The sequence below is a fragment of the Ruegeria sp. AA6 genome, assembly GCF_056542865.1.
Genome location: NZ_JBQGAN010000005.1, coordinates 70,707 through 91,348, shown reverse-complemented (window position 1 = coordinate 91,348; position 20,642 = coordinate 70,707). Strand labels below are relative to the sequence as shown.

The 20,642-nt window shown below is 55.4% G+C and carries 17 protein-coding genes and 2 pseudogenes; 10 read left to right on the top strand and 9 right to left on the bottom strand.

Features of this window, described 5'->3' with window-relative positions; genetic code table 11:
• Positions 1-10: 10 nt before the first annotated feature.
• A complete protein-coding gene (locus tag ACR0LN_RS09030) occupies positions 11-628 on the bottom strand; it encodes a TetR/AcrR family transcriptional regulator (RefSeq protein ID WP_480429169.1) in 618 nt (205 codons plus the stop codon).
• Positions 629-798: 170 nt separating this feature from the next.
• On the opposite strand from ACR0LN_RS09030, the gene ACR0LN_RS09025 reads away from it, so the two are divergent.
• The 5 genes from ACR0LN_RS09025 (at position 799) to ACR0LN_RS09005 (ending at position 5,343) form a co-directional block, all read left to right on the top strand.
• Positions 799-1,728: an AEC family transporter gene (locus ACR0LN_RS09025; RefSeq protein ID WP_480429167.1), complete on the top strand. Its 930-nt coding sequence runs from the start codon at positions 799-801 to the stop codon at positions 1,726-1,728.
• 103 nt (positions 1,729-1,831) lie between these two features.
• Complete coding sequence (fghA, locus tag ACR0LN_RS09020; protein WP_480429165.1) at positions 1,832-2,665, top strand: S-formylglutathione hydrolase; 834 nt, start codon at positions 1,832-1,834, stop codon at positions 2,663-2,665.
• Positions 2,666-2,668: 3 nt separating this feature from the next.
• Positions 2,669-4,126 (top strand): Si-specific NAD(P)(+) transhydrogenase, encoded by a 1,458-nt coding sequence (sthA, locus tag ACR0LN_RS09015; protein ID WP_480429163.1) that lies wholly within the window; start codon positions 2,669-2,671, stop codon positions 4,124-4,126.
• Complete coding sequence (locus ACR0LN_RS09010) at positions 4,123-4,578, top strand: YaiI/YqxD family protein (RefSeq protein ID WP_480429162.1); 456 nt, start codon at positions 4,123-4,125, stop codon at positions 4,576-4,578. The genes sthA and ACR0LN_RS09010 overlap by 4 nt, the downstream gene beginning before the upstream one ends.
• Before the next feature lie 144 nt (positions 4,579-4,722).
• Complete coding sequence (locus ACR0LN_RS09005; protein ID WP_480429160.1) at positions 4,723-5,343, top strand: HAD family hydrolase; 621 nt, start codon at positions 4,723-4,725, stop codon at positions 5,341-5,343.
• A gap of 1 nt (position 5,344) precedes the next feature.
• Here the strand turns inward: ACR0LN_RS09005 and ACR0LN_RS09000 are convergent, their stop codons facing one another.
• Positions 5,345-6,583, bottom strand: coding sequence for an MFS transporter (locus ACR0LN_RS09000; RefSeq protein ID WP_480429158.1), 1,239 nt, complete (start codon positions 6,581-6,583; stop codon positions 5,345-5,347).
• A 148-nt stretch (positions 6,584-6,731) separates the two neighbouring features.
• Here ACR0LN_RS09000 and zapE point away from each other — a divergent pair, with 148 nt between their 5' ends.
• Together zapE and ACR0LN_RS08990 are read left to right on the top strand one after the other, a co-directional pair.
• Positions 6,732-7,790, top strand: a complete 1,059-nt coding sequence (gene zapE / locus ACR0LN_RS08995; protein ID WP_480429155.1) for a cell division protein ZapE — start codon at positions 6,732-6,734, stop codon at positions 7,788-7,790.
• A gap of 279 nt (positions 7,791-8,069) precedes the next feature.
• A pseudogene (locus ACR0LN_RS08990) lies at positions 8,070-9,296 on the top strand (transposase).
• Positions 9,297-9,515: 219 nt separating this feature from the next.
• Here ACR0LN_RS08990 and ACR0LN_RS08985 read toward each other — a convergent pair.
• The gene (locus ACR0LN_RS08985; protein ID WP_480429153.1) at positions 9,516-9,890 is read right to left on the bottom strand and encodes a DUF4345 family protein; all 375 of its coding nucleotides are present in this window, start codon (positions 9,888-9,890) and stop codon (positions 9,516-9,518) included.
• Positions 9,891-9,907: 17 nt separating this feature from the next.
• Positions 9,908-10,831, bottom strand: coding sequence for an SDR family NAD(P)-dependent oxidoreductase (locus ACR0LN_RS08980; protein WP_480429152.1), 924 nt, complete (start codon positions 10,829-10,831; stop codon positions 9,908-9,910).
• 112 nt (positions 10,832-10,943) lie between these two features.
• Here ACR0LN_RS08980 and ACR0LN_RS08975 point away from each other — a divergent pair, with 112 nt between their 5' ends.
• Positions 10,944-11,855 carry a LysR family transcriptional regulator gene (locus tag ACR0LN_RS08975; protein ID WP_480429150.1) on the top strand — a complete coding sequence of 304 codons (912 nt, stop codon included), beginning with the start codon at positions 10,944-10,946 and terminating at the stop codon, positions 11,853-11,855.
• A gap of 632 nt (positions 11,856-12,487) precedes the next feature.
• On the opposite strand, the pseudogene ACR0LN_RS08970 reads toward ACR0LN_RS08975, so the two are convergent.
• Positions 12,488-12,812, bottom strand: a pseudogene (locus ACR0LN_RS08970) (transposase family protein); the annotation flags it as partial.
• 592 nt (positions 12,813-13,404) lie between these two features.
• On the opposite strand from ACR0LN_RS08970, the gene ACR0LN_RS08965 reads away from it, so the two are divergent.
• Together ACR0LN_RS08965 and ACR0LN_RS08960 are read left to right on the top strand one after the other, a co-directional pair.
• A complete protein-coding gene (locus ACR0LN_RS08965) occupies positions 13,405-14,049 on the top strand; it encodes a GNAT family N-acetyltransferase (protein WP_480429149.1) in 645 nt (214 codons plus the stop codon).
• Between the two features lie 100 nt (positions 14,050-14,149).
• Positions 14,150-15,925: an adenylate/guanylate cyclase domain-containing protein gene (locus ACR0LN_RS08960; protein WP_480429147.1), complete on the top strand. Its 1,776-nt coding sequence runs from the start codon at positions 14,150-14,152 to the stop codon at positions 15,923-15,925.
• Between the two features lie 65 nt (positions 15,926-15,990).
• On the opposite strand, the gene ACR0LN_RS08955 is transcribed toward ACR0LN_RS08960, so the two are convergent.
• From ACR0LN_RS08955 to ACR0LN_RS08940, 4 genes are all read right to left on the bottom strand, one after another.
• The gene (locus ACR0LN_RS08955; RefSeq protein ID WP_480429145.1) at positions 15,991-16,569 is read right to left on the bottom strand and encodes a hypothetical protein; all 579 of its coding nucleotides are present in this window, start codon (positions 16,567-16,569) and stop codon (positions 15,991-15,993) included.
• 150 nt (positions 16,570-16,719) lie between these two features.
• Positions 16,720-18,015, bottom strand: coding sequence for a gluzincin family metallopeptidase (locus tag ACR0LN_RS08950; RefSeq protein WP_480429144.1), 1,296 nt, complete (start codon positions 18,013-18,015; stop codon positions 16,720-16,722).
• 42 nt (positions 18,016-18,057) lie between these two features.
• Complete coding sequence (locus ACR0LN_RS08945; protein ID WP_480429142.1) at positions 18,058-19,368, bottom strand: TfuA-like protein; 1,311 nt, start codon at positions 19,366-19,368, stop codon at positions 18,058-18,060.
• Positions 19,365-20,570, bottom strand: a complete 1,206-nt coding sequence (locus tag ACR0LN_RS08940; RefSeq protein ID WP_480429140.1) for a YcaO-like family protein — start codon at positions 20,568-20,570, stop codon at positions 19,365-19,367. The genes ACR0LN_RS08945 and ACR0LN_RS08940 overlap by 4 nt, the downstream gene beginning before the upstream one ends.
• Positions 20,571-20,642: the final 72 nt, after the last annotated feature.

The following is a 20,642-nucleotide window of genomic DNA, read 5'->3' as shown; positions in this document are numbered from 1 at the left end:
GCTGGTCTGATCAGACCCCGTAGCGCGCCATGAACATGTCAACCGCCTGCAGAGCGATCTCATCGATCTCAGCTTGGTTGAAACTGGTTTGGATACCCAATGCAGCCTTGGACCAGATGCGAACTTTGCATAATTCCGAGAATTGCTCGGCTGCGATTTGCAGGTCTTCTATGGCCAGCTCGCCCTTTTTCACAGCCTTTTCAAGATATTCGACCATGTGGCGTTGGCCGTTCTGCGGCCCAGCCTCAAAAAAGGCCATGCCAAGCTCTGGGAACCGGTCGCGCTCGGCCACGCAAATCCGAAATACCTGTTGCGAAAAGTCCGACACCAAAAAAGCGGCCAGTTGCGTCGCAGTGATCGTCAGAACTTCGCGAGCAGGTTTGGAATCGTCGATCATCGAGATGACGTGTTCCGCAAGCCGTTTGCATTCGGTCTGCGCAACTTCCATGAACAATAGCCGTTTGTCAGGGAAGTAACTGTACAGCGTCGCCTTGGACACCCCGGCCGCCCGCGCGATATCGTCAACGCTGGCGCCTTCGAACCCATCCGCCATAAAAACCTCTCGGGCACCTTGCAAAACCTGGTCGAATTTGCGGCCCGTGCGGAGGATGGCGGCTGTCTGGGTCATGGGCTCTCCTGGGGTAGCTGATCCACCCAAACTATAAACCGATCAGTTCAGATACAACGATTCGCATGGTTTCATTCCGTATTGGTGTCAGAACGCGGCTCACTGTTACGTTAGCCCCCGGTTCCCGTTGATGATTTGCCGCGTGGCCAAACAATGCTAACACTCTGACCATGGTCGAGATATTTCTGCGCACCCTTCCGTTTTTTGCGATTATCGGCCTGGGATATTGGGCCGGTCGCAGCCGGTTTTTCAGCGAAGAAGCGACCGCATATCTGACCAAATTCGTATTTTACTTTGCGCTTTCGGCAATGCTGTTCCGATTTGCCGCCACTCTGCCCTTTGCCGAAATTTTCAATGTTCGGCTGGTTGTGGGCTACTTGCTGGGCACCACTGCCGTCTATGTACTGGCAACACTCGTCGCCTGGATACGCAGGCTGGACATTCCTACCGCCGCGGTCGAAGCCCAATGCGCGGCCATCGGCAATGTCGGTTTTCTGGGCCTGCCAATGCTGGCAATGCTTCTGTCTGAGGCAGCCATTGGTCCGGTGATGTTGGTTCTGACGGTCGATCTGGTGGTGTTTTCCTCGCTGATTGTCATCCTGATAAACGGAGGACGGGACGGCAAACTGACCCCGGCAACCCTGCGCCTGATCGGGTTGGGACTGGTCAAAAATCCGATGATCGTGTCGATCTCAGCGGGAATGCTGTGGTCGGCATTTCAGGTGCCGGTTCCGGCTGTTCTTTACGATTTCCTGACCATTTTGGGCGGTGCAGCCACGCCCGGTGCCTTGTTTGCGATCGGGGCTTCACTGGCCTCGAAATCCGCTGAACGTGCGCAGATCGCAGCATGGCTAAGCTTCTGTAAGCTGATCGTTCACCCGGCCTGCGTCGCAGTTGTGCTGTTGTGGCTGATCCCGATTGAAACATTCCCGGCCTCGGTCGCTATCGCCGCTGCAGCTCTGCCTGTGGCAGGCAACGTCTATATGCTAGCGGCGCACTATGGCGTGGCCCCACATCGGGTCTCGGCGGCAATCCTTCTGTCGACAGCAGCCAGTATTCTGACGGTGCCCGTCGTTATCGCCTGGCTCGCAACACTCTGACGAGCATCTGCCAAAAAAATGCACGCGCCAGAGGTCCGCGGCCTTTACGCCACGCCCTTGGGTCGTTAGCCATGTCGCGACCTCAAATGAAGGACTCTGACAGATGGAAACCCTTTCGGAAAACGCCTGTTTCGGTGGCGTGCAAGGCGTGTACCGCCATGCTTCCTCAGCCTGCCAATGCGACATGACCTTTGGTCTGTTCCTGCCCGCCGAGGCCAAGGACGGCCCGGTTCCGGTCCTGTGGTATCTGTCTGGCCTGACCTGCACCCATGAAAACGCCATGACCAAGGCCGGTGCGCAGGCTTGGGCCGCGGAGCAAGGGATTGCCGTGGTCTTCCCCGACACCTCACCGCGCGGTGAAGGCGTTGCCGATCACGAAGACTACGATCTGGGACAGGGTGCCGGGTTCTACGTAAATGCCTCTCAGTCCCCTTGGGCACCGCATTTCAACATGTGGGATTACGTGGCCGAGGAACTGCCCGCGTTTCTGGCCGAGAACTTTGCCCTCGACATGGACCGTCAGGCAATAACCGGCCATTCGATGGGCGGCCATGGCGCGCTGACCTTGGCGATGAACCTGCCGGGGCGCTATCGCTCGGTTTCTGCCTTTGCGCCGATCTCGAACCCGACTGGGGCGGATTGGGGCCGCAAGCAACTCAGCGCGTATCTGGGCGATGACGAGGCCGCCTGGGCCAAACATGACGCCTCGCTGATGATGAAAGAGGTTGGCTTTGATGGCCCGATCCTGATCGACACCGGAGCCAATGATCAGTTCATCGACCTGCTGCGCCCCGAAGCATTGGCGCAGGCGATTGCCGAACGTCGCCAACAGGCAACTTATCGTCTGCAGCCCGGCTATGACCATTCGTATTTCTTTGTGTCGACCTTCATGGAAGATCACATCACCTTCCACGCCGAGGCGCTGTACGGAGACTGAGGCATGAGCGAATACGATTACGACCTGATCATCATTGGGTCGGGTCCTTCCGGGCGATCGGCAGCCATTCAGGCGGGCAAACTGAAGCGGCGCGTTCTGGTGATCGACCGCAAGGACCGGTTTGGTGGTGTATCGGTGCACACCGGAACGATCCCCTCGAAAACCCTGCGGGAAACAGTGCTGAACCTGTCCGGGTGGCGCGAGCGCAGCTTCTATGGCCGCTCATACCGGGTCAAGGATCAGATCCGGGCCGAAGACCTCAAGGCGCGTCTGCACATGACGCTCGACCACGAGGTCGACGTGCTCGAGCATCAGTTCAACCGCAACCACGTGGAGACCCTGAACGGTCTGGCCAAATTCGTCGGCCCGCATGAGGTTGAGGTTGCAACGGACGCCGGGGAAACCACCCGCCTGACGGCGGCCAAATTCCTGATCGCCACCGGAACGAAAACCTATCGGCCTGACTATGTACCGTTCAACGGCAAAACCGTTGTCGATGGTGATGATTTTCTGGAGATGGCGGAAATTCCGCGTTCGCTGGTCGTGATAGGTGCCGGGGTGATTGGCGTCGAATATGCCACGATGTTTTCAGCCCTGGATGTGCGCGTAACTCTGATCGAACCGCGCGACTCTTTCCTTGATTTCATCGACAAGCGGCTGATCCACGATTTCACGCACCAAATTCGTGAAAACGGTGTTGATCTGCGGTTGGGGTCTGCTGTCGAAAAGATCGAAGATGCGGGCGAACATGTCGAAGTCACGCTGGATAATGGCCGCCATGTGCGTGCCGAAATGCTGCTGTTCGCGGCTGGACGCATGGGTGCAACTTCGGCGTTGAATTTGGACGCAGTCGGGCTGGAAACCGACCATCGCAACCGGATCAAGGTGGACCGCAAGACCTATCAGACGTCCGTCCCGCATATTTATGCGACTGGGGACGTGATCGGGCATCCCTCGTTGGCCTCAACCTCGCTGCAGCAGGGCCGCGTGGCAGCCTGTCATGCGCTGGATACGCCAACCCTGCCGGAAAGCCCTTGGTATCCCTATGGCATCTACTCGGTGCCCGAGATTTCCACCTGCGGCATGTCCGAAGAAGAACTGCAGGAACGTGGCATTCCCTATGAGGTCGGCGTGGCACGGTTCCGGGAAACCTCGCGCGGGCATATCATGGGGCTGGAGCACGGCATGCTGAAAATGCTGTTTTCGCTGAAAACCCGCCGGGTGCTGGGGGTGCAGATCGTCGGTGAAGGTGCGACCGAGTTGATCCACATCGCGCAGGCCGTGTTGAATCTAAAGGGCACGGTCGACTATTTCGTGCAGAACACGTTCAATTATCCAACACTGGCTGAGGCATACAAGATCGCTGGCCTGGACGCGTTCAATCGCATGCCGATCCCAGACGAGTTCAAAGTGCGCAAGAAACCTGTCGAACCCGCCAAGAAAGAGGCTAAGAAAGCGTGACCACGCTCTATGTCGATGGCGATGCCTGCCCCGTAAAAGCCGAGGCCGAACGGGTGGCCACACGGCACAAGGTGCCGATGGCGCTGGTCTCGAATGGTGGGCTACGGCCTTCGTCGAACCCGTTAGTGCAGGTCGTCATCGTTTCAGAGGGTGCGGATGAGGCTGACAAATGGATCGCTGAACGCTGCGGGCCGGGGGATGTTGTTGTGACGTCCGACATCCCCCTGGCCGCGAAATGCGTCGAGGCCGGGGCGCGGGTGCTGCGCCCCAACGGCGAGGCGTTCACGGCGGCCAATATCGGTCAGCAACTGGCGATGCGCGATCTAATGGCTGATCTGCGTGCTGCCAATCCGCTGGGCGCGGGCGGTGGCGGTAAGCCCTTTGGTAAGGCGGATCGGTCCCGGTTTCTGGATGCGCTGGAACGTGAGTTGCGTGCGGCGTTGCGCCGGTAGCGCTCCCGCCGGTCGGCGACGCATCAAAGATGCGCCTTCTTCCGTTGGGCCGGGCAGCGCTGCGCGCTGCGGTTCAGCCTTGTAATTGCGGTTTGAGATTGGTTCAGTCGGGCACAATCAGGATTGTTTTGACAGGAATAACTTATGCCGATTGAAGCCGTTGTTTTTGACATTGGGAATGTTCTGATCGAATGGCAGCCAGAGCGCTATTACGACAAAACCATCGGTGAAGAGCGCCGTCGCGCCATGTTTGCCGAGGTTGATCTGCACGGAATGAACGACCTTGTCGATCAGGGGCACCATTTCACCGATACGATCTATGACTGGGCCGAAAAATACCCCGATTGGCGCGATGAAATTCGGATGTGGCACGACAACTGGATCGAACTGGCCGCTCCGGAAATCCCGCATTCCGTTCGTTTGCAGCGGGCCTTGAGAGCCAAAGGCATACCGGTTTTTGCTTTGACCAATTTTGGTGTGCAAAACTTCGACTATGCCACGACGGTCTATCCCTTCCTCAATGAGTTTGACCGACACTATGTCTCGGGTCGGATGCGGATGGTGAAGCCATATGCTCCGATTTATCAGATGGTCGAGGATGATTGTGGTCTGCCCCCTAGCAGTCTGCTGTTCGCGGATGATCGCATCGACAATATCGAAACCGCGCGCTCACGCGGCTGGCAGACGCATCACTTTAACGGTCCGCAAGGGTGGGCAGACCGTTTGGTGGCCGAAGGGTTACTGAGCCCTGAGGAAGCCCTCTAGATCAGGCCGGGACAACTGTGGGCCGATTTTCACGAATGGGAAGGTGGACAATGGCGCTGAAGGCGCCAATGGCCACACCAATCCACCACACCATCGTGTAATCACCATACTGGTCATACAGCCTGCCGCCCAGCCAGACGCCCAAAAAGCTGCCGACCTGATGGCTGAAAAAGATGATGCCATACAGAGTGCCCATGTAGCGCAGACCATAGAGATGGGCGACCAGACCTGAAGTCAACGGCACCGTCGCCAGCCAGAGCGATCCCATCACCAACGAGAATGCAATGACCGAGAGCGGCGTGATCGGGAACATGATAAACGCGGCGGCGGCCAGAGTCCGTCCGGTGTAAACGGCGGCCAGCAAATACTTCTTTGGGAAATGGTTCCCAGCCCAGCCCGCCAAAAGCGTACCAGCGATATTTGCCAATCCGATCAGAGCGATCGAAACAGCGCCAAGCGCCGAGGTTGTTTGTATGCCTATGGAATGCAATACCCCACCCGGCTGAATCGGCCCGCACATCTCGGTCACGAAAGCGGGAAAGTGGGCGGTGACGAAGCCCAATTGATAGCCGCAGCTGAAGAACCCGAGAAAGATCAAGGTGTAGGACGGATCACGGAATGCCCGACCCAAAATCTGGCTCATGCTCTCTTCCAACTCGGCCTTGCTGACGGGTTTTGGCACGCGCATGAAGGGCAATGACAGCACAAGGGCGAGGATCGCAACTGCGAATACGATGAAGACCTGCTGCCACGGCAGGAAAGTCAGTAGCCATTCGGCGGTTGGGGCGCCGATCACCTGACCGAAACTGCCTGCTGCTGTCACCATGGCCAAAGACATCGAACGGTTCTTGTCGGACGAGGCACGCCCGACCACAGCTAGCACAACACCGAACCCGGTGCCTGCGATGCCGAACCCCACCAGCCACGCGTACATTTGATGCCCGAACGGTGTGACAGACCAAGCCGACAGCACCATGCCCGCCGCATAGGTCAGCGCGCCCAGAAAGATGGCCTTACGGTCGCCGACTTTTTCGGCAATCGCGGAAAAGATTGGCTGACCGACGCCCCAGGCTAGGTTTTGGATTGCAATCGCAAGTGAGAAATCTGTGCGCAGCCAGCCGAACTCGCTGGCGATCGGAATCTGGAATACCCCAAACGAGGCGCGCACAGCGAAGCTGACCGTGATGATGATACACCCAACGATCAGGATCGGGTTCAGTAGACGAGCGGATTGCGGCATTTGGACCTCGGGGACTTTATCCGGCGGACGGTAGCGGATTCCTTCGGCTGGTCAAATCAGCAGATTTGCGGTCACGGATAAGGAAATTTGATGTGTCGACGATATTGGCCGCTTTTCAAGGCGCAAAGCGGGCGCTATGGCTCGGGCTATGACGGATTTGATTTCGCTGTACAACGCCCGAATTGCCGAGGGCACTTTGACACGGGACGACGCGCAAGAGGCCGTTCTACCCCATTTCGAACGCATCCGCGAGGCGTTGACCGCCCCGGTGAAGCGAAGCTTGTTCCGCAAGGCACCTCCTCCGCCCAAAGGTCTCTACCTGTGGGGTGGTGTGGGACGTGGCAAATCCATGCTGATGGATATGTTCGTTGATGCGTTGGACGGGGTCTCGGCGCGACGTGTGCATTTTCATGCCTTCATGCAGGAGATTCATGCAGGTATGCACAAAGCCCGTCAGGATGGTGTCGAAGATGCTCTTGCTCCGGTCGCGCAGGAGGTTGTGAAAACAGTTAAACTGCTGGCGTTCGATGAAATGCAGATCACCGACATCACCGACGCGATGATCGTCGGCCGCCTTTTCGATCTGCTGCATGAAGGTGGCGTGGTAGTTGTCACCACGTCCAACCGGCATCCCGATGATTTGTACAAAGACGGGCTGAATCGTCAGTTATTCCTTCCGTTTATCGCCCATATCAAGGAACAGCTTCAGGTTTGGGAACTGGTCTCACCCACTGATTACCGTCAAAATCGCCTGGAAGGCGCGCCGGTGTATTTTACTCCGATTGGCCCAGAGGCGCGGCAGAATATTCGCAGTGTTTGGCATGATCTTTCAGGTGGCGGCGGTGAACCTATGGTGTTGCAAGTCAAAGGGCGTGCAGTGGAATTACCCGCGTTTCGGAACGGTGTTGCGCGCGCTTCGTTTTACGATCTGTGCGGTCGGATGCTGGGGCCTGCGGATTATCTGGCGATTGCCGACGTGCTGAAGGTCTTAGTGTTGGAAGACGTCCCCCGCCTTTCACGGAATAATTTTAACGAGGCCAAACGGTTCGTCACACTGATCGACGCCTTGTATGAAGCAAAGGTGCGGCTGATCTGTTCCGCCGCCGCCGAACCCGAGATGTTGTACGTTGAGGGCGAAGGAATTTTTGAGTTCGAACGGACCGCGTCTCGCCTGCGCGAGATGCAGGATCAGGATTGGGGGAGATAGGGGGGCGCTGCCAAGCCGTAAAATGCACTTTTGGTTAGCACCGCGCCTCGCTTTTCAACCTGGGGCAAATGCATTGGCGCATGCATATAATGCTGAGCGCAAAAGCGATAACCGCGCCATCAAGCGAATGGCATTTGGAATACATGGACGGCGTTGGCCGCCCTTACCCTCATTGGCTCATGTTGCAGCGAAGTTCAGCTTTGTCCGGATAGCGTTGAAAAATCCGTTGATTAGTTGATCTCTCGCTGATTCACTCGATTTGAGAGTGGCGTTAAAGCGATGTTGGGACCCAGGCAGGTGGCGCAAGGCGTGCTGTTTCATGAGTTCTGATTTGACGAGTTTGGTCCTGCCGATCATCCCTAGCATGGGATTGACCGGTTCCCTGATTTATCGGAAGTCCGCTCACTGCTGGCGCCATCCTATGGCTTGCATGGCCGTCCTTCGACTGATCCTGAACTGATGATCAGGATCTTGTTGTTGGGTTATTGCCAAGGCATTCGGTCTGAACGCCACCTCTGCGAAGAGGTTCATATCAACTTGGCGTATCGCTGGTTTTGCAAACTCGGTTTGATTGATCCTGTGCCGGACCATTCTATCTTTCCGCAGAATCGGCACGGTCGCTTCCGGAAAAGCGATTTGTTCCGACACCTCTTCGAATCCGTTCTGAAGCGCTTTATTGACGAAGGTCTAGTTGGGCGCGAGAGCGTCGATGTCGACGCCAGACTGATCCCCGTCAATGCGAACCAGACGCGCGGCATTGATAGCAAAGACTGTCTGCCGCCCGACCTGACCACGCTCGTGGTTCAGGAATAGTTTGAAGCACAGGATGATGCCGCATTCGGCGCGTCGACTAAGGTCGTACCCGAACAAATCTTGCCGGTTGATCCCGCCGCTTGCTGGACCGGGGCAGATGGCGGTACAGCCTTCTTAGTATGTTCAACCAACTATATTGTGGATTTGGACGAGGTGGTCATTGTCGACGTGGAGCCGTCAGTTTCAATCCGCGCCGCCGTAACCTTTTCCGCTCGCCGATGGTTCGACCGGATTACGGATCGCTTCAGCGGGACGCCAGACAAGCTGGTTGGTGTTACGGGCTACGCATCAGCCGAGACCTCGGGTTGGTCGGTGGAAGAGCGCGGTATCGCCCTACACATTCCGGTCTGGGATAAATCGAAGCGAACGGACGGCACATTCTCGCGCGATGACTTTATCTATGACCCTGCAACCAACAGCTATACATGCCCCGGCAACAAGGAACTGCGTTCCGTGCATGAAACCGCGTGAGATATCGCCCGCGTAATCCGGAAAACAGACGCCTACATGACTTCATTCTTTCAGAGGCGGAAGGCCGAGATGCTTATTGCCCATCTGACGCGACACATGGGCGAACCAATGATGCGGCTTCGAGGACCCAATGACGCATATGAACAGTTCCTACTCACAGCCACCGCGCAAAACCTCCGGAAGCTCGCAAAACTGCTCCCGCAACCAGCACCAACGGGCTGAAACGAAAAGCTCGACCAATTCACGCGACGCCCGAGGCGCGTCCAAACTTCAAGTTTTTCAATACTAGCTCCGTAAAGTGGGCATTCACAGCTATACATTCAGCTTCCGAGAGGCGCGACAAAGCGGGATCTACTAGGGTCCCCACTCTTAGAAGCGGTCAAATACTGTGCTGGCAACGGCGAATTCATCTTCGCCGCCGCATTTTTGAAGCCAATCCGCCTAGACAGTAAGCTGGTAGTAAGCTGAAATTAGTACAGTGATGAGAACCAGTTCAACGACCAATGGCGGCAGAACCGCCCTATCGAATCCATCTGCCAGTATGCTGACAACGCGACCAAAAGCCACGACTCCCATCAGGATCGCAACAACCATGTAGGCTAGCGTCTGCCCTGTTGTCAGACCGATCACCAGCAAAGCAACCGAGGCCAGAAACAGACCGCCGATCACCGAGCGAATGGTGCTGAGCCCAGCAGTTCCCACGGGTTCGATGGCAAAATTGGCGACCATGCGCCGGGGTGCAAACATAGACATGATACCGAGGCCCGTCAGCATGAGCGTTGCAAGAATGACAAAGATGTTCAGTGTGGTTTCCATTTGATTTCTCCTTTGCTTCAGGCAAATTGGCGCAATGCCTGTTTTGCGTTGTCCTGATTGGTGCAGTCTGAAAGGGTTCCATCAATGCTGGCCTGATCCACGACAGGTCCAGTGGGGTACCCTGCTTTACTTGCGTAGAAATGGCCGGTTTTGAATTCTGGGTTAAGCAACCCGTCCAGATACCGTTTCGCTCCGGTCTCTGCGCTGTGCATCATCCCGAACAAAGGCATCAATACGCCGCCCACATGCTTGAAGAAAATGCGTTTCAGCAGAGGCAAATCATCAAAACCCGCAGTCCCGGTCGTACCGCCAGGACTCATGGTGACAAAACGGATATGCGGATGCTGACGGGCCATCGCTCCCATCCAAAGGGTTGCAGTCAGCTTGGCGTAACCATAGGTCTGCATCGGATCGCCCTCGGGGCCAAACTTGCTACCGTCCGCTATTGAGCGGAACTCGTCCACGGTTCTTTCGGACAGATTAGGGCGATGCATCCCCATCTTGGGAATGCCTCGTGCAGCTTCGGAACCGGCATAGAGGATTGTGGTCGTTACCAACTGGCGTTCCAACAACGTATCCACCAGAACCACATGGCCCAGAACATTGGTGGCGAAGATATTGGTCACACCGTCTTTGGTGAGACGATTGGGATCTCGACCTCCTGTACCACCTGCATTCAGGATGACAGCATCTATTGGGATGGAAAGGTCAGCCACAGCGGCGCGAACCGAGTCGGAGTCAGCCACGTCCATCTGGACAATGTCAAATATTTTGCGTCCGGTCTCACGCTCCAGCGCCGCTTTGGCAGCTTCGGCTTTGGTTTCGTTACGGCAGGCCAGATAGATTTTGTCGATACCTTTCTGCAAGGCAAGCTGGCGCGCGGCTTCACGACCAAGCCCGGCATTTGCGCCGGTTATCATTACGGATTGGATCGGATTCATGGGTTTGGTTCCCTGGAGGTCACTCTTGGTGGGCTCAACATAAGGCGGTCAGTATTTGACATATAGATGGAAAAAAGTGGACTCTTTGCTTCAAAAATGAAACACATGGCGCATGTCGACAAACGAAAGCCACACACTCAATTGGGATGACCTGAAGTTCTTTCTGGCCGTTGCCCGAACCGGAACTCTTCGCGGCGGGGCAGAAAGTATCAAGGTGAACCACACCACTCTGACGCGCAGGCTTTCTGTCATGGAACAGCGCGTTGGCAGCCGGTTGTTCGACCGTTCCAAATCTGGACTTGCCCTGACGCAGCTTGGTGAAGACCTGATGCCGCATGCCGAACGCGTGGAGGAGGAAATGACTGCCGCATCGCGGGTCATCGTCGGTCGAGATGCACAACCATCCGGTACGGTTTACGTCACTCTGCCCCATGGCTTTGCCATGACATCCCTAATGGATGATTTTGCTGCCTTCGCCGCGCTTTACCCAGACATTACCCTTAACATGAATTTCACAAACGATATCCGCGACCTGATGCGCCGGGAGGCTGACGTCTCTTTGCGTGTCGCAGATGAGGTCACAGACGATGTTGTTGGACGAAAGCTCGTCCAGATGTCACAGGCAGCCTATTGCACGCGAGAATACGCTGAACGCATACGAAACAATGGCGGTGAAGGGATACACTTAATCGGTTGGCATGAACCAGAAGACGCGACAAGTGCGAAATGGGTGAAAGACAGCTACTATCCCAATGCCACGCTAAAACACCGGGTTTCTGAACTGGTCCCTCTGATTACGCTGGCGGCATCCGGTCTGGGCATGGCCTACCTTGCTTGCAACCTTGGCGACCGTCACCCCAATCTGATCCGAGCACCATTCCAAAAGCCCATACCCTATCGAAGCATTTGGCTGCTGCTGCATCGTGATCTTCAGAACACGGCAAGGGTCAGACTGTTTGTCGATTTTCTTGCCGAGCGGGTTAGGTCCAGGCGCAACGAATTTTGGGTTGTGGGAACTGAATAGCACGGGCAGCGGCCATTCATTTGGATGCGGCGGAATGCGATCTTGGGCTCTCAACGGTCGGTCTCTACGTTGAATATCAATGGCCTATCTCAGCCAAAAACGGACATTCACAAATAGACTTTGCAAGAACGGAGAGGTGGACAAAGCGCCCATGTCGGCAGCATTGTGAAAAGCCGTGTAGTCTTTGCAGCCGGCCTCTGCACTCGGATCCGCACCTGATTTCAGCATAAGCTAAACGATTTCCGCATGATTGCCACGAGCGGCCCTCTGCAATGGACTACCAAAGTCGAAAACCGAGTTAGCATCCGCGCCATGTTCAATAGGGATTACGACAATTTCTTTAAGGCCGGACTGTGCGGCAAAGAACAAAGGCCGTGCCAGGCAGGCAGAAGCAACACTACCTTCGGCAGCGGAAGAAGACTATAGCGCCTCAACATCACCATTTCTGGCAACCTGCAGAGTCAGGGGAATTAGCCAATTGCTCATGACACATCCGGGTTTTTTTGGCATCGACGACGACTTGGACCGCAATATTTGACTGCTTTGAATTCAATGCCGCCGGTTGGGTTAACGCTGCATTCTAGCTTGCGCTAAAAATTAGATCCTCAAGCTCTGCCAATTAGGCTCAGATCTTACAACCGATAGATGACCCTGGCGGTGATAGCGATGGCCAAGTGGAACATGCCTGGGCTTTGGTCGTAGTGGGTTGCAACACGCCTTTAGTCTTTTTAGCGGCCCAGCATGAATTCGATCGGATTGCGCCTTTTGGAGCGACGCTTGTCGAATCTGACGATTGCAGCGCGTTGCTTCCGCCCTGGGATACAGGTTGCTATGCCTTTGCCTTTCCATGTTTCTCTGAGCCAGCCAGTGTCACAGCCGCGATCTACAGGCAGCCATTCCACATTGGGCAGGCCGCTGAGCGGTGCGCAAGCACCACATTTACACGCTGACCTGACCGCCGTGCCGCGGGCTTCCAGATACTAGCGCGGGGTCGCTTGAACGCACGTCATTTGTCTTTTCACTTCGATTACAACGGTCTATCCGTCACCTTGGTCCGCCATTAGGTCGATCATCAACTGAGCGAAAATACCTTTGCCGCTCTACCGGTTCCAATGGTTGTAGAGTGTTTTGTATAGGGGCACTCTTTGGGCGAAACGCGCCTCTGTAAACCGTCACGATCAATGAATGTAATCCCACTCGAGACCCCATCTGCTCATCAATCTGTAAGGAAAATTCAGTCATGTTCACCGCTCGCCTTCGAGCCGCGACTCTCAACATCAGGCGAAATCAACGGGCCCGGAGCCTAAGGAAGTTATCGATCTCGTTTTTCTAAAGAATTTGTCCACAGGGGAAGCTCACAACCTGCACGACTCCGCACAATCTTCTGCCGACTACCCGCCCGACTGCTTCAAGGAGGCCGGTTTCCAATTTTCGGCCGCCATTGGTACATATTCGCCGGACACTTGTTTTCTAACTTCGTGTTTCATGCATACGTGTGTTAGGGTCCGGGACGTATATTTTCTTATTTTAGTTAAGGGTAGTTGTACAATTGCCAGATAAATCCAACAACGCATTCACGCTGCGCCCTCTGGAAAAAGCGGATCTGGAGGTTATCACCCCCTGGTTTCAGGACATCGAAGACCTCGGCCGGTTTGACCGCACTTCGCGAATCCCATTCAACCTTTCTCAAACCGAAGAAGTATGGGGCGACGCATTTAGCGCATCGGGGAGCACTGGGAAGTGCTGGTTCGTCGTCGTCGCAGATAATGGTCAAGTTATGGGCCTGGCTGGCCTGGAAGCAATTTCCCCGATAAATCGGGATGCGATCATTGCCATGTTTGTTGAAAAATCGGCCCGTAGGCTGGGACTTGCGATCCGAGCAGCGGCGTTGCTTGCAGATTTCGCATTCCGTCAGCTTGGCCTGAACCGGCTGACGTCTTACTACCGGCAAGACAACCACATCAGCCGCGATCTCGTGGAAAGGCTGGGTTGTCAGGTTGAAGGCACGATGCGGGAAGCTTGGTATGCGGACGGAACATTCCACGATATGATTGTGGTTGGGCTGCTCAGGCAAGACTGGACGGACCGGCGATTGACCCTGGCGAATGAGTTGAGCCCAGAAACAATAGTAACATTCGGTTCAGGCGGGTGCCCGCGCTGGTCATGGCCACCACAGGTTGATAAGTGTAACTGACTATCCGCGACAATTTGGGTGTAGTTTTACGCTCAGACTGCATAAGCCTTTTTTGATATAAGGTGACCATAGGGTTCGAAAACGGCCCTTGAGACGAGTTATGAATGTGAACACCACGGGTCCAAATCCTTCCATAACGCAGAAGCTGGGTGCTGTCTTATTTGCCGATGTCGTCGGCTATTCGCGCCTCATGAGCGAAAATGAGTTGGACACGTATAATGCACTGAAATCCCTACTGTATCAGCTTGAGGAAACCTGTGCACGTTTCCAGGGCCGCGTGGTAGAAGTACGCGGTGATGGGATTCTGGCCTTATTTGAAACCGCTACAAGCGCCGTGGAATTTGGGGTGGAACTGCATCGCATCGCGAACCAGCACAATCAGGATCGTGCAGAAAGCCAACGAATCAACTTTCGCGCAGGTATTCACCTTGGTGAGATTCTGATTGATGATCGGGGAATTCACGGCGACAACGTCAACATCGCGGCCCGACTACAAGAAATTGCTGAGCCCGAAAGAGTTTATGTTAGTTCCGCAGTCTACGATCAAGTCTGCAACCGCCTGCGATACGGGTATGAGTTTCTGGGACCCAAACATCTAAAGAACATCCTCTCGCCGGTCTCGACTTACTGCGTCCGAAGCGAAGTCGCCGGTGCAACGATGGCCGGGACAATGCGGCCTGACGTACTTGGTGATGTTTTGGAGCGCCCCGACACGCCATCGGTTGCCGTTCTACCCTTCAGCAGCCAAGGCGGGGATGAATCGGATAGTTGGATCGCCGAGGGGCTGACCGACGACATAATCATGAACCTGTCGAAATTTCGCAACTTGTTTGTCATTGCGCGAAACTCGTCTTTCTTCTTCAAAACACAGTCAATGCCTCCGAAAGAGGCCGCTCAAAAACTGAACGTGCGTTATGTCGCGCGGGGCAGCGTGCGGCGCTCTGCCAGCCGTATTCGAATAACTGCGGAACTTGTCGATGCCACCACCGAACGCACCATTTGGGGCGAACGGTTTGACCGCAAGATCGACGATATTTTCGATATTCTGGACGAAGTAACTGAATGCATCGTTGCCGCTACTGCAGTGATGATCGAGTCACATGAAAAGCAGCGTATGACGCAGGTCGTTCCGTCCGATTTGGAAGCCTATGGATCGGTACTTCAGGGCCAATACCACATCTTCAAGTACACACGGAACGACAACAAGAAAGCGCACAACTTCTACCAGTCCGCGCTGGAACGAGACGAAGGGTATGCCCGCGCAGCAGCGGCCTTGTCTCGCACGTTAAATATCGACTGGCGCTATTCCTGGTCCGAAGACCCGTCGAGTGCGCTGGATCAGGCGCTGATCTTTGCCCAACGCGCCATCGAGCTTGATCCCACGGATGCGCGTGGTTTTGGTGAGTTGGGCTATGTGCATCTTTATCGGAAAGAGCACGATTCCGCGCTACAATCCTATAAGCGGGCTTTGGCATTGAACCCCAATGATGCCGACATGCACTCGGATTTTGCCGACGCTCTGGCTCATTGTGGTGACAACGAGTCGGCAATCACCCATCTCCAACAGGCGATGCGTTTAAATCCGTACTTTCCAGATCAATACCTGTGGCATCTTGGCGGGGCTTACTACAACCTCAAGCGCTATCAAGAGGCGATTGATGCCGTTAATAAGATGAACAATCCCACCGAAGGGCAGCGTTTGCTGGCGGCAAGCTATGCGCAGCTTGGTCAGACGGAACTTGCCCGCCAGATCACGGACAAGCATCGTGCAGCGCACCCGAACTTTTCACTGAAACGTTGGGAAACAGTCCAGCCGGACAAGTTGGAAGAAGACACGCAGCATTTTGTTGAGGGTCTGAAAAAGGCCGGGTTCTGAAAAGGCCCTTGCAGTGCAAGGGCCTGTCGAGATCTTTCCACGATGTGACACTTAATTGTTTCGCGTCAGTCGTCTGACCCTCGGGCGCGGGCACCGCTGACACGTGCGCCACTCACGCGGGCGCCGCTGACTCTGGCACCGCTGACACGCGCGCCACTGACTCGTGCTCCGCTGACGCGAGCACCGCTGACTGACGGGCTGTCACCCCCGAAAAAGACATCCAGAAGGACCTGTTCGAACTGGCCCGTCATTACATCCATGCGCATTGTCTGGTCAGCTTTGTCATACCGCCAGACCCTGATCTCGTCAGCCACTTGATAATCCGCTGCGGCGACACCGCCGAGGCCAGGCTCCTTCGGCGCTCTAGACGCATGGGCCGGCGGCTCATTCTTTTTGGCAATTTCTTCACCGTCTCCATGCACAAGGAAAATTACCGGCTCGGGCAGATCGTAGTAGGTTCCCTCAAAAGCGAAGCCGTAAATCTTTGCGAACCTCGGTCCTTTGGCACCTTTTGCTACGCCGAATTGGTTGTCGAGATGCTTGTTTGCGCCCTGACCGGTGGCAGCAATGCGCTTGTATTCCAAATCTTTTAGTTCGCGGCCAAATAACAGCACTTCTGAAAAACTGAGCAAGGATTCAGGCATATCGTATTCTCCCAACTATGGGATAGACAGAGTCAGAACCCTTATCTCCCCCTATAAACGAACCCGAGCAAGAATTTCGGGTCAATGAATTCGAATAATCACTTCTCGAATGCATGCCACAAAACCGCTTCAAAATAAAGGATTTTGGTTTCAATCCGGCACTTGTGTACGGACCGAATGCGAATGACTGTCTTCGTCTGGGTCAGGCAAGCGCGGCCCGGCAGTTGTCAAACCAATGTCGCGCATGCGGAAGTTGCCCTCGATAATGCGCCGGAACGCACCACCGGTTATTTCCTGATCGACGGCCAACAGGGCTTTTTCGACCCCAAAATAGCTGAGCATATCCGCGTCCAACCGGTCCCATGCGTCGGCTAAATATGTCCCGAGATAATCGCGTGCCTCCAGTAATGCGATGCGAAAACCTTCGGGGTTCTCAGCATAACGCTTGTCGAAAATTTCTTGCATAACCTCACTGTAATTCGGTGAGTCTTCCAGCCGGTCCGACAAGTTTTCGTCTTCGGCCGAGATCAGGCCGTGCAACAATAAGCGTTCGTGATAAATATCGACGAATATATCAAACATTGCCCCGGTTAAGGGCTCTGACAATGCGTGTTCGCTGGACCACCCCGCAGCAAATTCCGAAAGTGACCGGTTGTTCGCGGCCATACGGATTTGCGCATTGTCTGAAAGCTCGGCAAACCGGCTAAGGCGGTTGAAGGTGTAAAGGTTGCCCCGCGTATTTTCGAGTAGCTTGTCCACGACGGAACCGAAATGCAGTGATGCCAGCAAGGCCACCATGTCAGCTGCCGATTCATGAAACCCGTAGTATTCGCCCCCGGCTTCCCCGTCCGAGGGCATGCCGATCACGCTGTAGATGATGGCATGGCCGATCTCATGCGCGACCACATCGAAATTCAGGCTGTAGGGGCGATATTCATCCCCGTGTTCATGGGTGCCGCCTGTTTCCAGAAAACCCCACCCGATATGAGCGTTATCGAGGCTGGGAAGCAGCGACAACTCTAGCCGGTCGAAGTCGCGGGCAAAATGCCAAGGGATTGGACGGTCGAAATACCCCTGCCAGACATCCATTGTAAAATGCGCTGACCCAAACAAATGCGCGGCCTCAAAGGCGGGGTCGGACGGGTCGATATGTATGAAATTGCCGAATTCATCCGGCGTGGCCGGTGGCTGAATATAGCCATCCCAGGGCGGCAAATACATTCCCGGCCCGTCTGGTCCCGGCACAATCGCACCGTATGGGGTTGTTTTCCCCACCGGATTGACGGTGTACATGCGCGGACCCGACGGGCCTGGGCCGATGCTTCCTTGCGGGGCTGAAACCTCGACCAATTCCAGTTCAGCGTCCGGCTCAAGAAAGGGAGATTGTGGAAATAGCAAAAACCGCGTGCCGGGTTCTTCCTCTTGCATCTGTTCGGGGTAATTCACTCAACGCCCTCCCGTGTCGTGCCCGGTCAAATCCAGTGGCCTTTACTCGGCGGCTCCTGCATCAGTTCCAGAATGGCAATATAAAAATTCAGCTTCTATCAATTTATAAAACGCATCCCGGCCAGACAAACCAAGAGCCTCTGCATAGGAATCAAGATCATCGGGCACCTCTTGGTCAAGATGAGATTCAAAATACCATATCAGCACACGCAGGCGATCTGCCCCAGCCTCACCCACCGAAATAGCATTTTGCGCCTTCCTGACTGCCCGATCGCGCAGGATCGTATATTGATCCAACCGTCGCAACTCAGACAGTATTTGCGCGTCCAATTGCCCAGAGCGCGCGGCGATCGCGGCTTCAATCCGAGCGCCATCCGCCAGCATGTTTTCATAACGTTGAGGGCTCAGATCATTCGCTGCGATCCACTCCATCAGATCAGAACGACGTGACAATCCCACGCTGGCCCTGTGGTCGTCCATTTGCCTGACCAGATCGGAACGTGCAGGGCTGTGGTCCTTCCGATTTGTATCCTCGCCTGACAAAAGGGCCAATGCTGCGCGTTCTCGCATGCGCGCATATAGTTTCGGGTCCAGACGCAATTCATCCAAGACAGAGCCGTCGACAACCGGTTGAGCTGTATCTACCCGAGCGCGCAGTTCCTTCCACATCAAGGTGCGCTCGGTCCGCACGGGGTCCAAAGGGGGCAGGCGGGCTTCGGCCAGATGGTCGGACATGCGCTCAAGCATGGCGCGCGCATCCTCGGCCTTGGCGTCGATGCGGCCCGATGGAAGCCATTCGGTGAATGCCGTGATTCCGGGCAGTTCATCCAAAGCAACCAGAATATCGGGCCAAACCCGTTGGCGATAATGCATCGCTTTCGAGTGCCGCAATATCTCGGCAGCTGAGTCCGGCAACAAAATTCCATCATTCTGAGCCTGCGCGACGGTCGCACGGATTGACACCATTGGCTCACTCAGCGGCTGAAATCCCAGTTCGGCCGGGCTGTGCAGCACCGCGACCTCATCGTCATCCTGCAAAACGCCGCTGTAGTAGTCCTCAAAAATACCGCCAACACCGATCATCCCGAAATCGGCCAGTTCAGCGGCGCGCAAGGCCCCCATGCTGGCACTGCCAAATACCGGGATACCATGCTCGATTGCCCATAGAATTTCCTTGTGCCAGACCGAAGGCACGCCTTCGAAAAACCCATCAATGATGCCGATTGCATCAGGCTTTTCCTGCACAACACGATAAACGTCGCCCTGACGAACTGGCGGAAGAATTCTTGCGTCCAGACAGTCAGACACCGCATCGGGTGAAAGGGTAGGGCCGACGAAAACGATTGCTGTCATATCCGCCCCTCTGAAACGCGCAAAGCCCGTGGGCCGGGAATGTAATCAGGTTCATCATGCGGCGCCTCAAGGCCGGGGACAATCGCACGAACGACTGCAATATCGAATTCCGCGTGCGACAGATCCACGGTCACCACTTGCGAAATACCCGCACTTGCAAGCCGCCGTAGAAGAAGCGCTAGGTCTTCATCGAATGATCCGGTGACGTGGGACGGGCAGTCGGAAAACTTGTTCCTGGCCTCGGACCGATCGATCAATCCGCGCACATAACGGGCCCGATCGGATTTTGCTGGATCCGTGAATTCTGCGGGGTCCAGATCATCCCGCGCGCCAGAGATATAGGTTAGTCGGGTTTGCGCCGCTTCGGTCAACGCCCGAAGCAAAGCAATCGCCCGATCCGGGTGACAGCCGTCACCGATACCAATATGGCCGGGTTGCCCGCCGCCTTCGCATATCACGCAGCGGAAACTGGCAACGCCGATGTCAGATGTCGTGTTCCACAGACCCATCTCTAGACCGGCCGCAGCAATCATCTCGATGGCCTGACGGCAACGCGGATCGTCAACACTGTCTGGATCAAGGCGTGGTCGCTTCGCCTGATGATGCCAAAGCGTTGTCGCGTCTCTTTCAATCAATTCGCAGATGGCATGGCAACTGGCCTCGTCCAAATTGTTCCCCGACGCCAACCCGTTGGTGGTTCGAGGAAAAGCCTTCTGCCCACCGACCGGAGCTGTCGTATAGTCCGTGTCGACCATCTCAAGAGGGACCCAACATGAATTGTCGGTGCCCAAGTCCTGTCCCAGAACCCACAACATGTTAGCGTTTGGGTCAAAGCGTCCACCCGTCACGCGCGAAAGACGGGCGACATCGACTACGTTCGCTTGCATTGAAAGATCGGCATATCTGGCGAGACGCTGGGGCAGATGAACCCGTTCGGCGTGCCAGGATTCAATCGCCTCCATCACGCCGGACGCTTCGGCGGCCGACAACGACAAACCCTTGCCCAACGACACCGCAACTGAACGCGAGTTTGGCCGTGAAACCATCACTGCCGGCAACCCGATCCGATCCAATCCGGTCAGGTTTGCAATCCGGGTAATACCCATATCTTTCAAAAACGGTTTGACGATCGCCAGGGTTTCTTCGGGGTCGCGCAACCGATGCGTGTCCAGCATATATTGCTTCTGCGATCCATCCGGCATGATACAAGCCTTGCTCAAATAATTGACCACAACGGAAAAATAACTGCGCCGGGCCAGTCTGTTATGCGCAGG

Bases quoted from the DNA above. Each gene is read 5' to 3' on its own strand.
- ACR0LN_RS09030 (WP_480429169.1), bottom strand. From the start codon at position 628: ATGACCCAGACAGCCGCCATCCTCCGCACGGGCCGCAAATTCGACCAG.
- ACR0LN_RS09025 (WP_480429167.1), top strand. From the start codon at position 799: ATGGTCGAGATATTTCTGCGCACCCTTCCGTTTTTTGCGATTATCGGC.
- fghA (WP_480429165.1), top strand. From the start codon at position 1,832: ATGGAAACCCTTTCGGAAAACGCCTGTTTCGGTGGCGTGCAAGGCGTG.
- sthA (WP_480429163.1), top strand. From the start codon at position 2,669: ATGAGCGAATACGATTACGACCTGATCATCATTGGGTCGGGTCCTTCC.
- ACR0LN_RS09005 (WP_480429160.1), top strand. From the start codon at position 4,723: ATGCCGATTGAAGCCGTTGTTTTTGACATTGGGAATGTTCTGATCGAA.
- ACR0LN_RS09000 (WP_480429158.1), bottom strand. From the start codon at position 6,583: ATGCCGCAATCCGCTCGTCTACTGAACCCGATCCTGATCGTTGGGTGT.
- zapE (WP_480429155.1), top strand. From the start codon at position 6,732: ATGACGGATTTGATTTCGCTGTACAACGCCCGAATTGCCGAGGGCACT.
- ACR0LN_RS08985 (WP_480429153.1), bottom strand. From the start codon at position 9,890: ATGGAAACCACACTGAACATCTTTGTCATTCTTGCAACGCTCATGCTG.
- ACR0LN_RS08980 (WP_480429152.1), bottom strand. From the start codon at position 10,831: ATGAATCCGATCCAATCCGTAATGATAACCGGCGCAAATGCCGGGCTT.
- ACR0LN_RS08975 (WP_480429150.1), top strand. From the start codon at position 10,944: ATGTCGACAAACGAAAGCCACACACTCAATTGGGATGACCTGAAGTTC.
- ACR0LN_RS08960 (WP_480429147.1), top strand. From the start codon at position 14,150: ATGAATGTGAACACCACGGGTCCAAATCCTTCCATAACGCAGAAGCTG.
- ACR0LN_RS08955 (WP_480429145.1), bottom strand. From the start codon at position 16,569: ATGCCTGAATCCTTGCTCAGTTTTTCAGAAGTGCTGTTATTTGGCCGC.
- ACR0LN_RS08945 (WP_480429142.1), bottom strand. From the start codon at position 19,368: ATGACAGCAATCGTTTTCGTCGGCCCTACCCTTTCACCCGATGCGGTG.
- ACR0LN_RS08940 (WP_480429140.1), bottom strand. From the start codon at position 20,570: ATGCCGGATGGATCGCAGAAGCAATATATGCTGGACACGCATCGGTTG.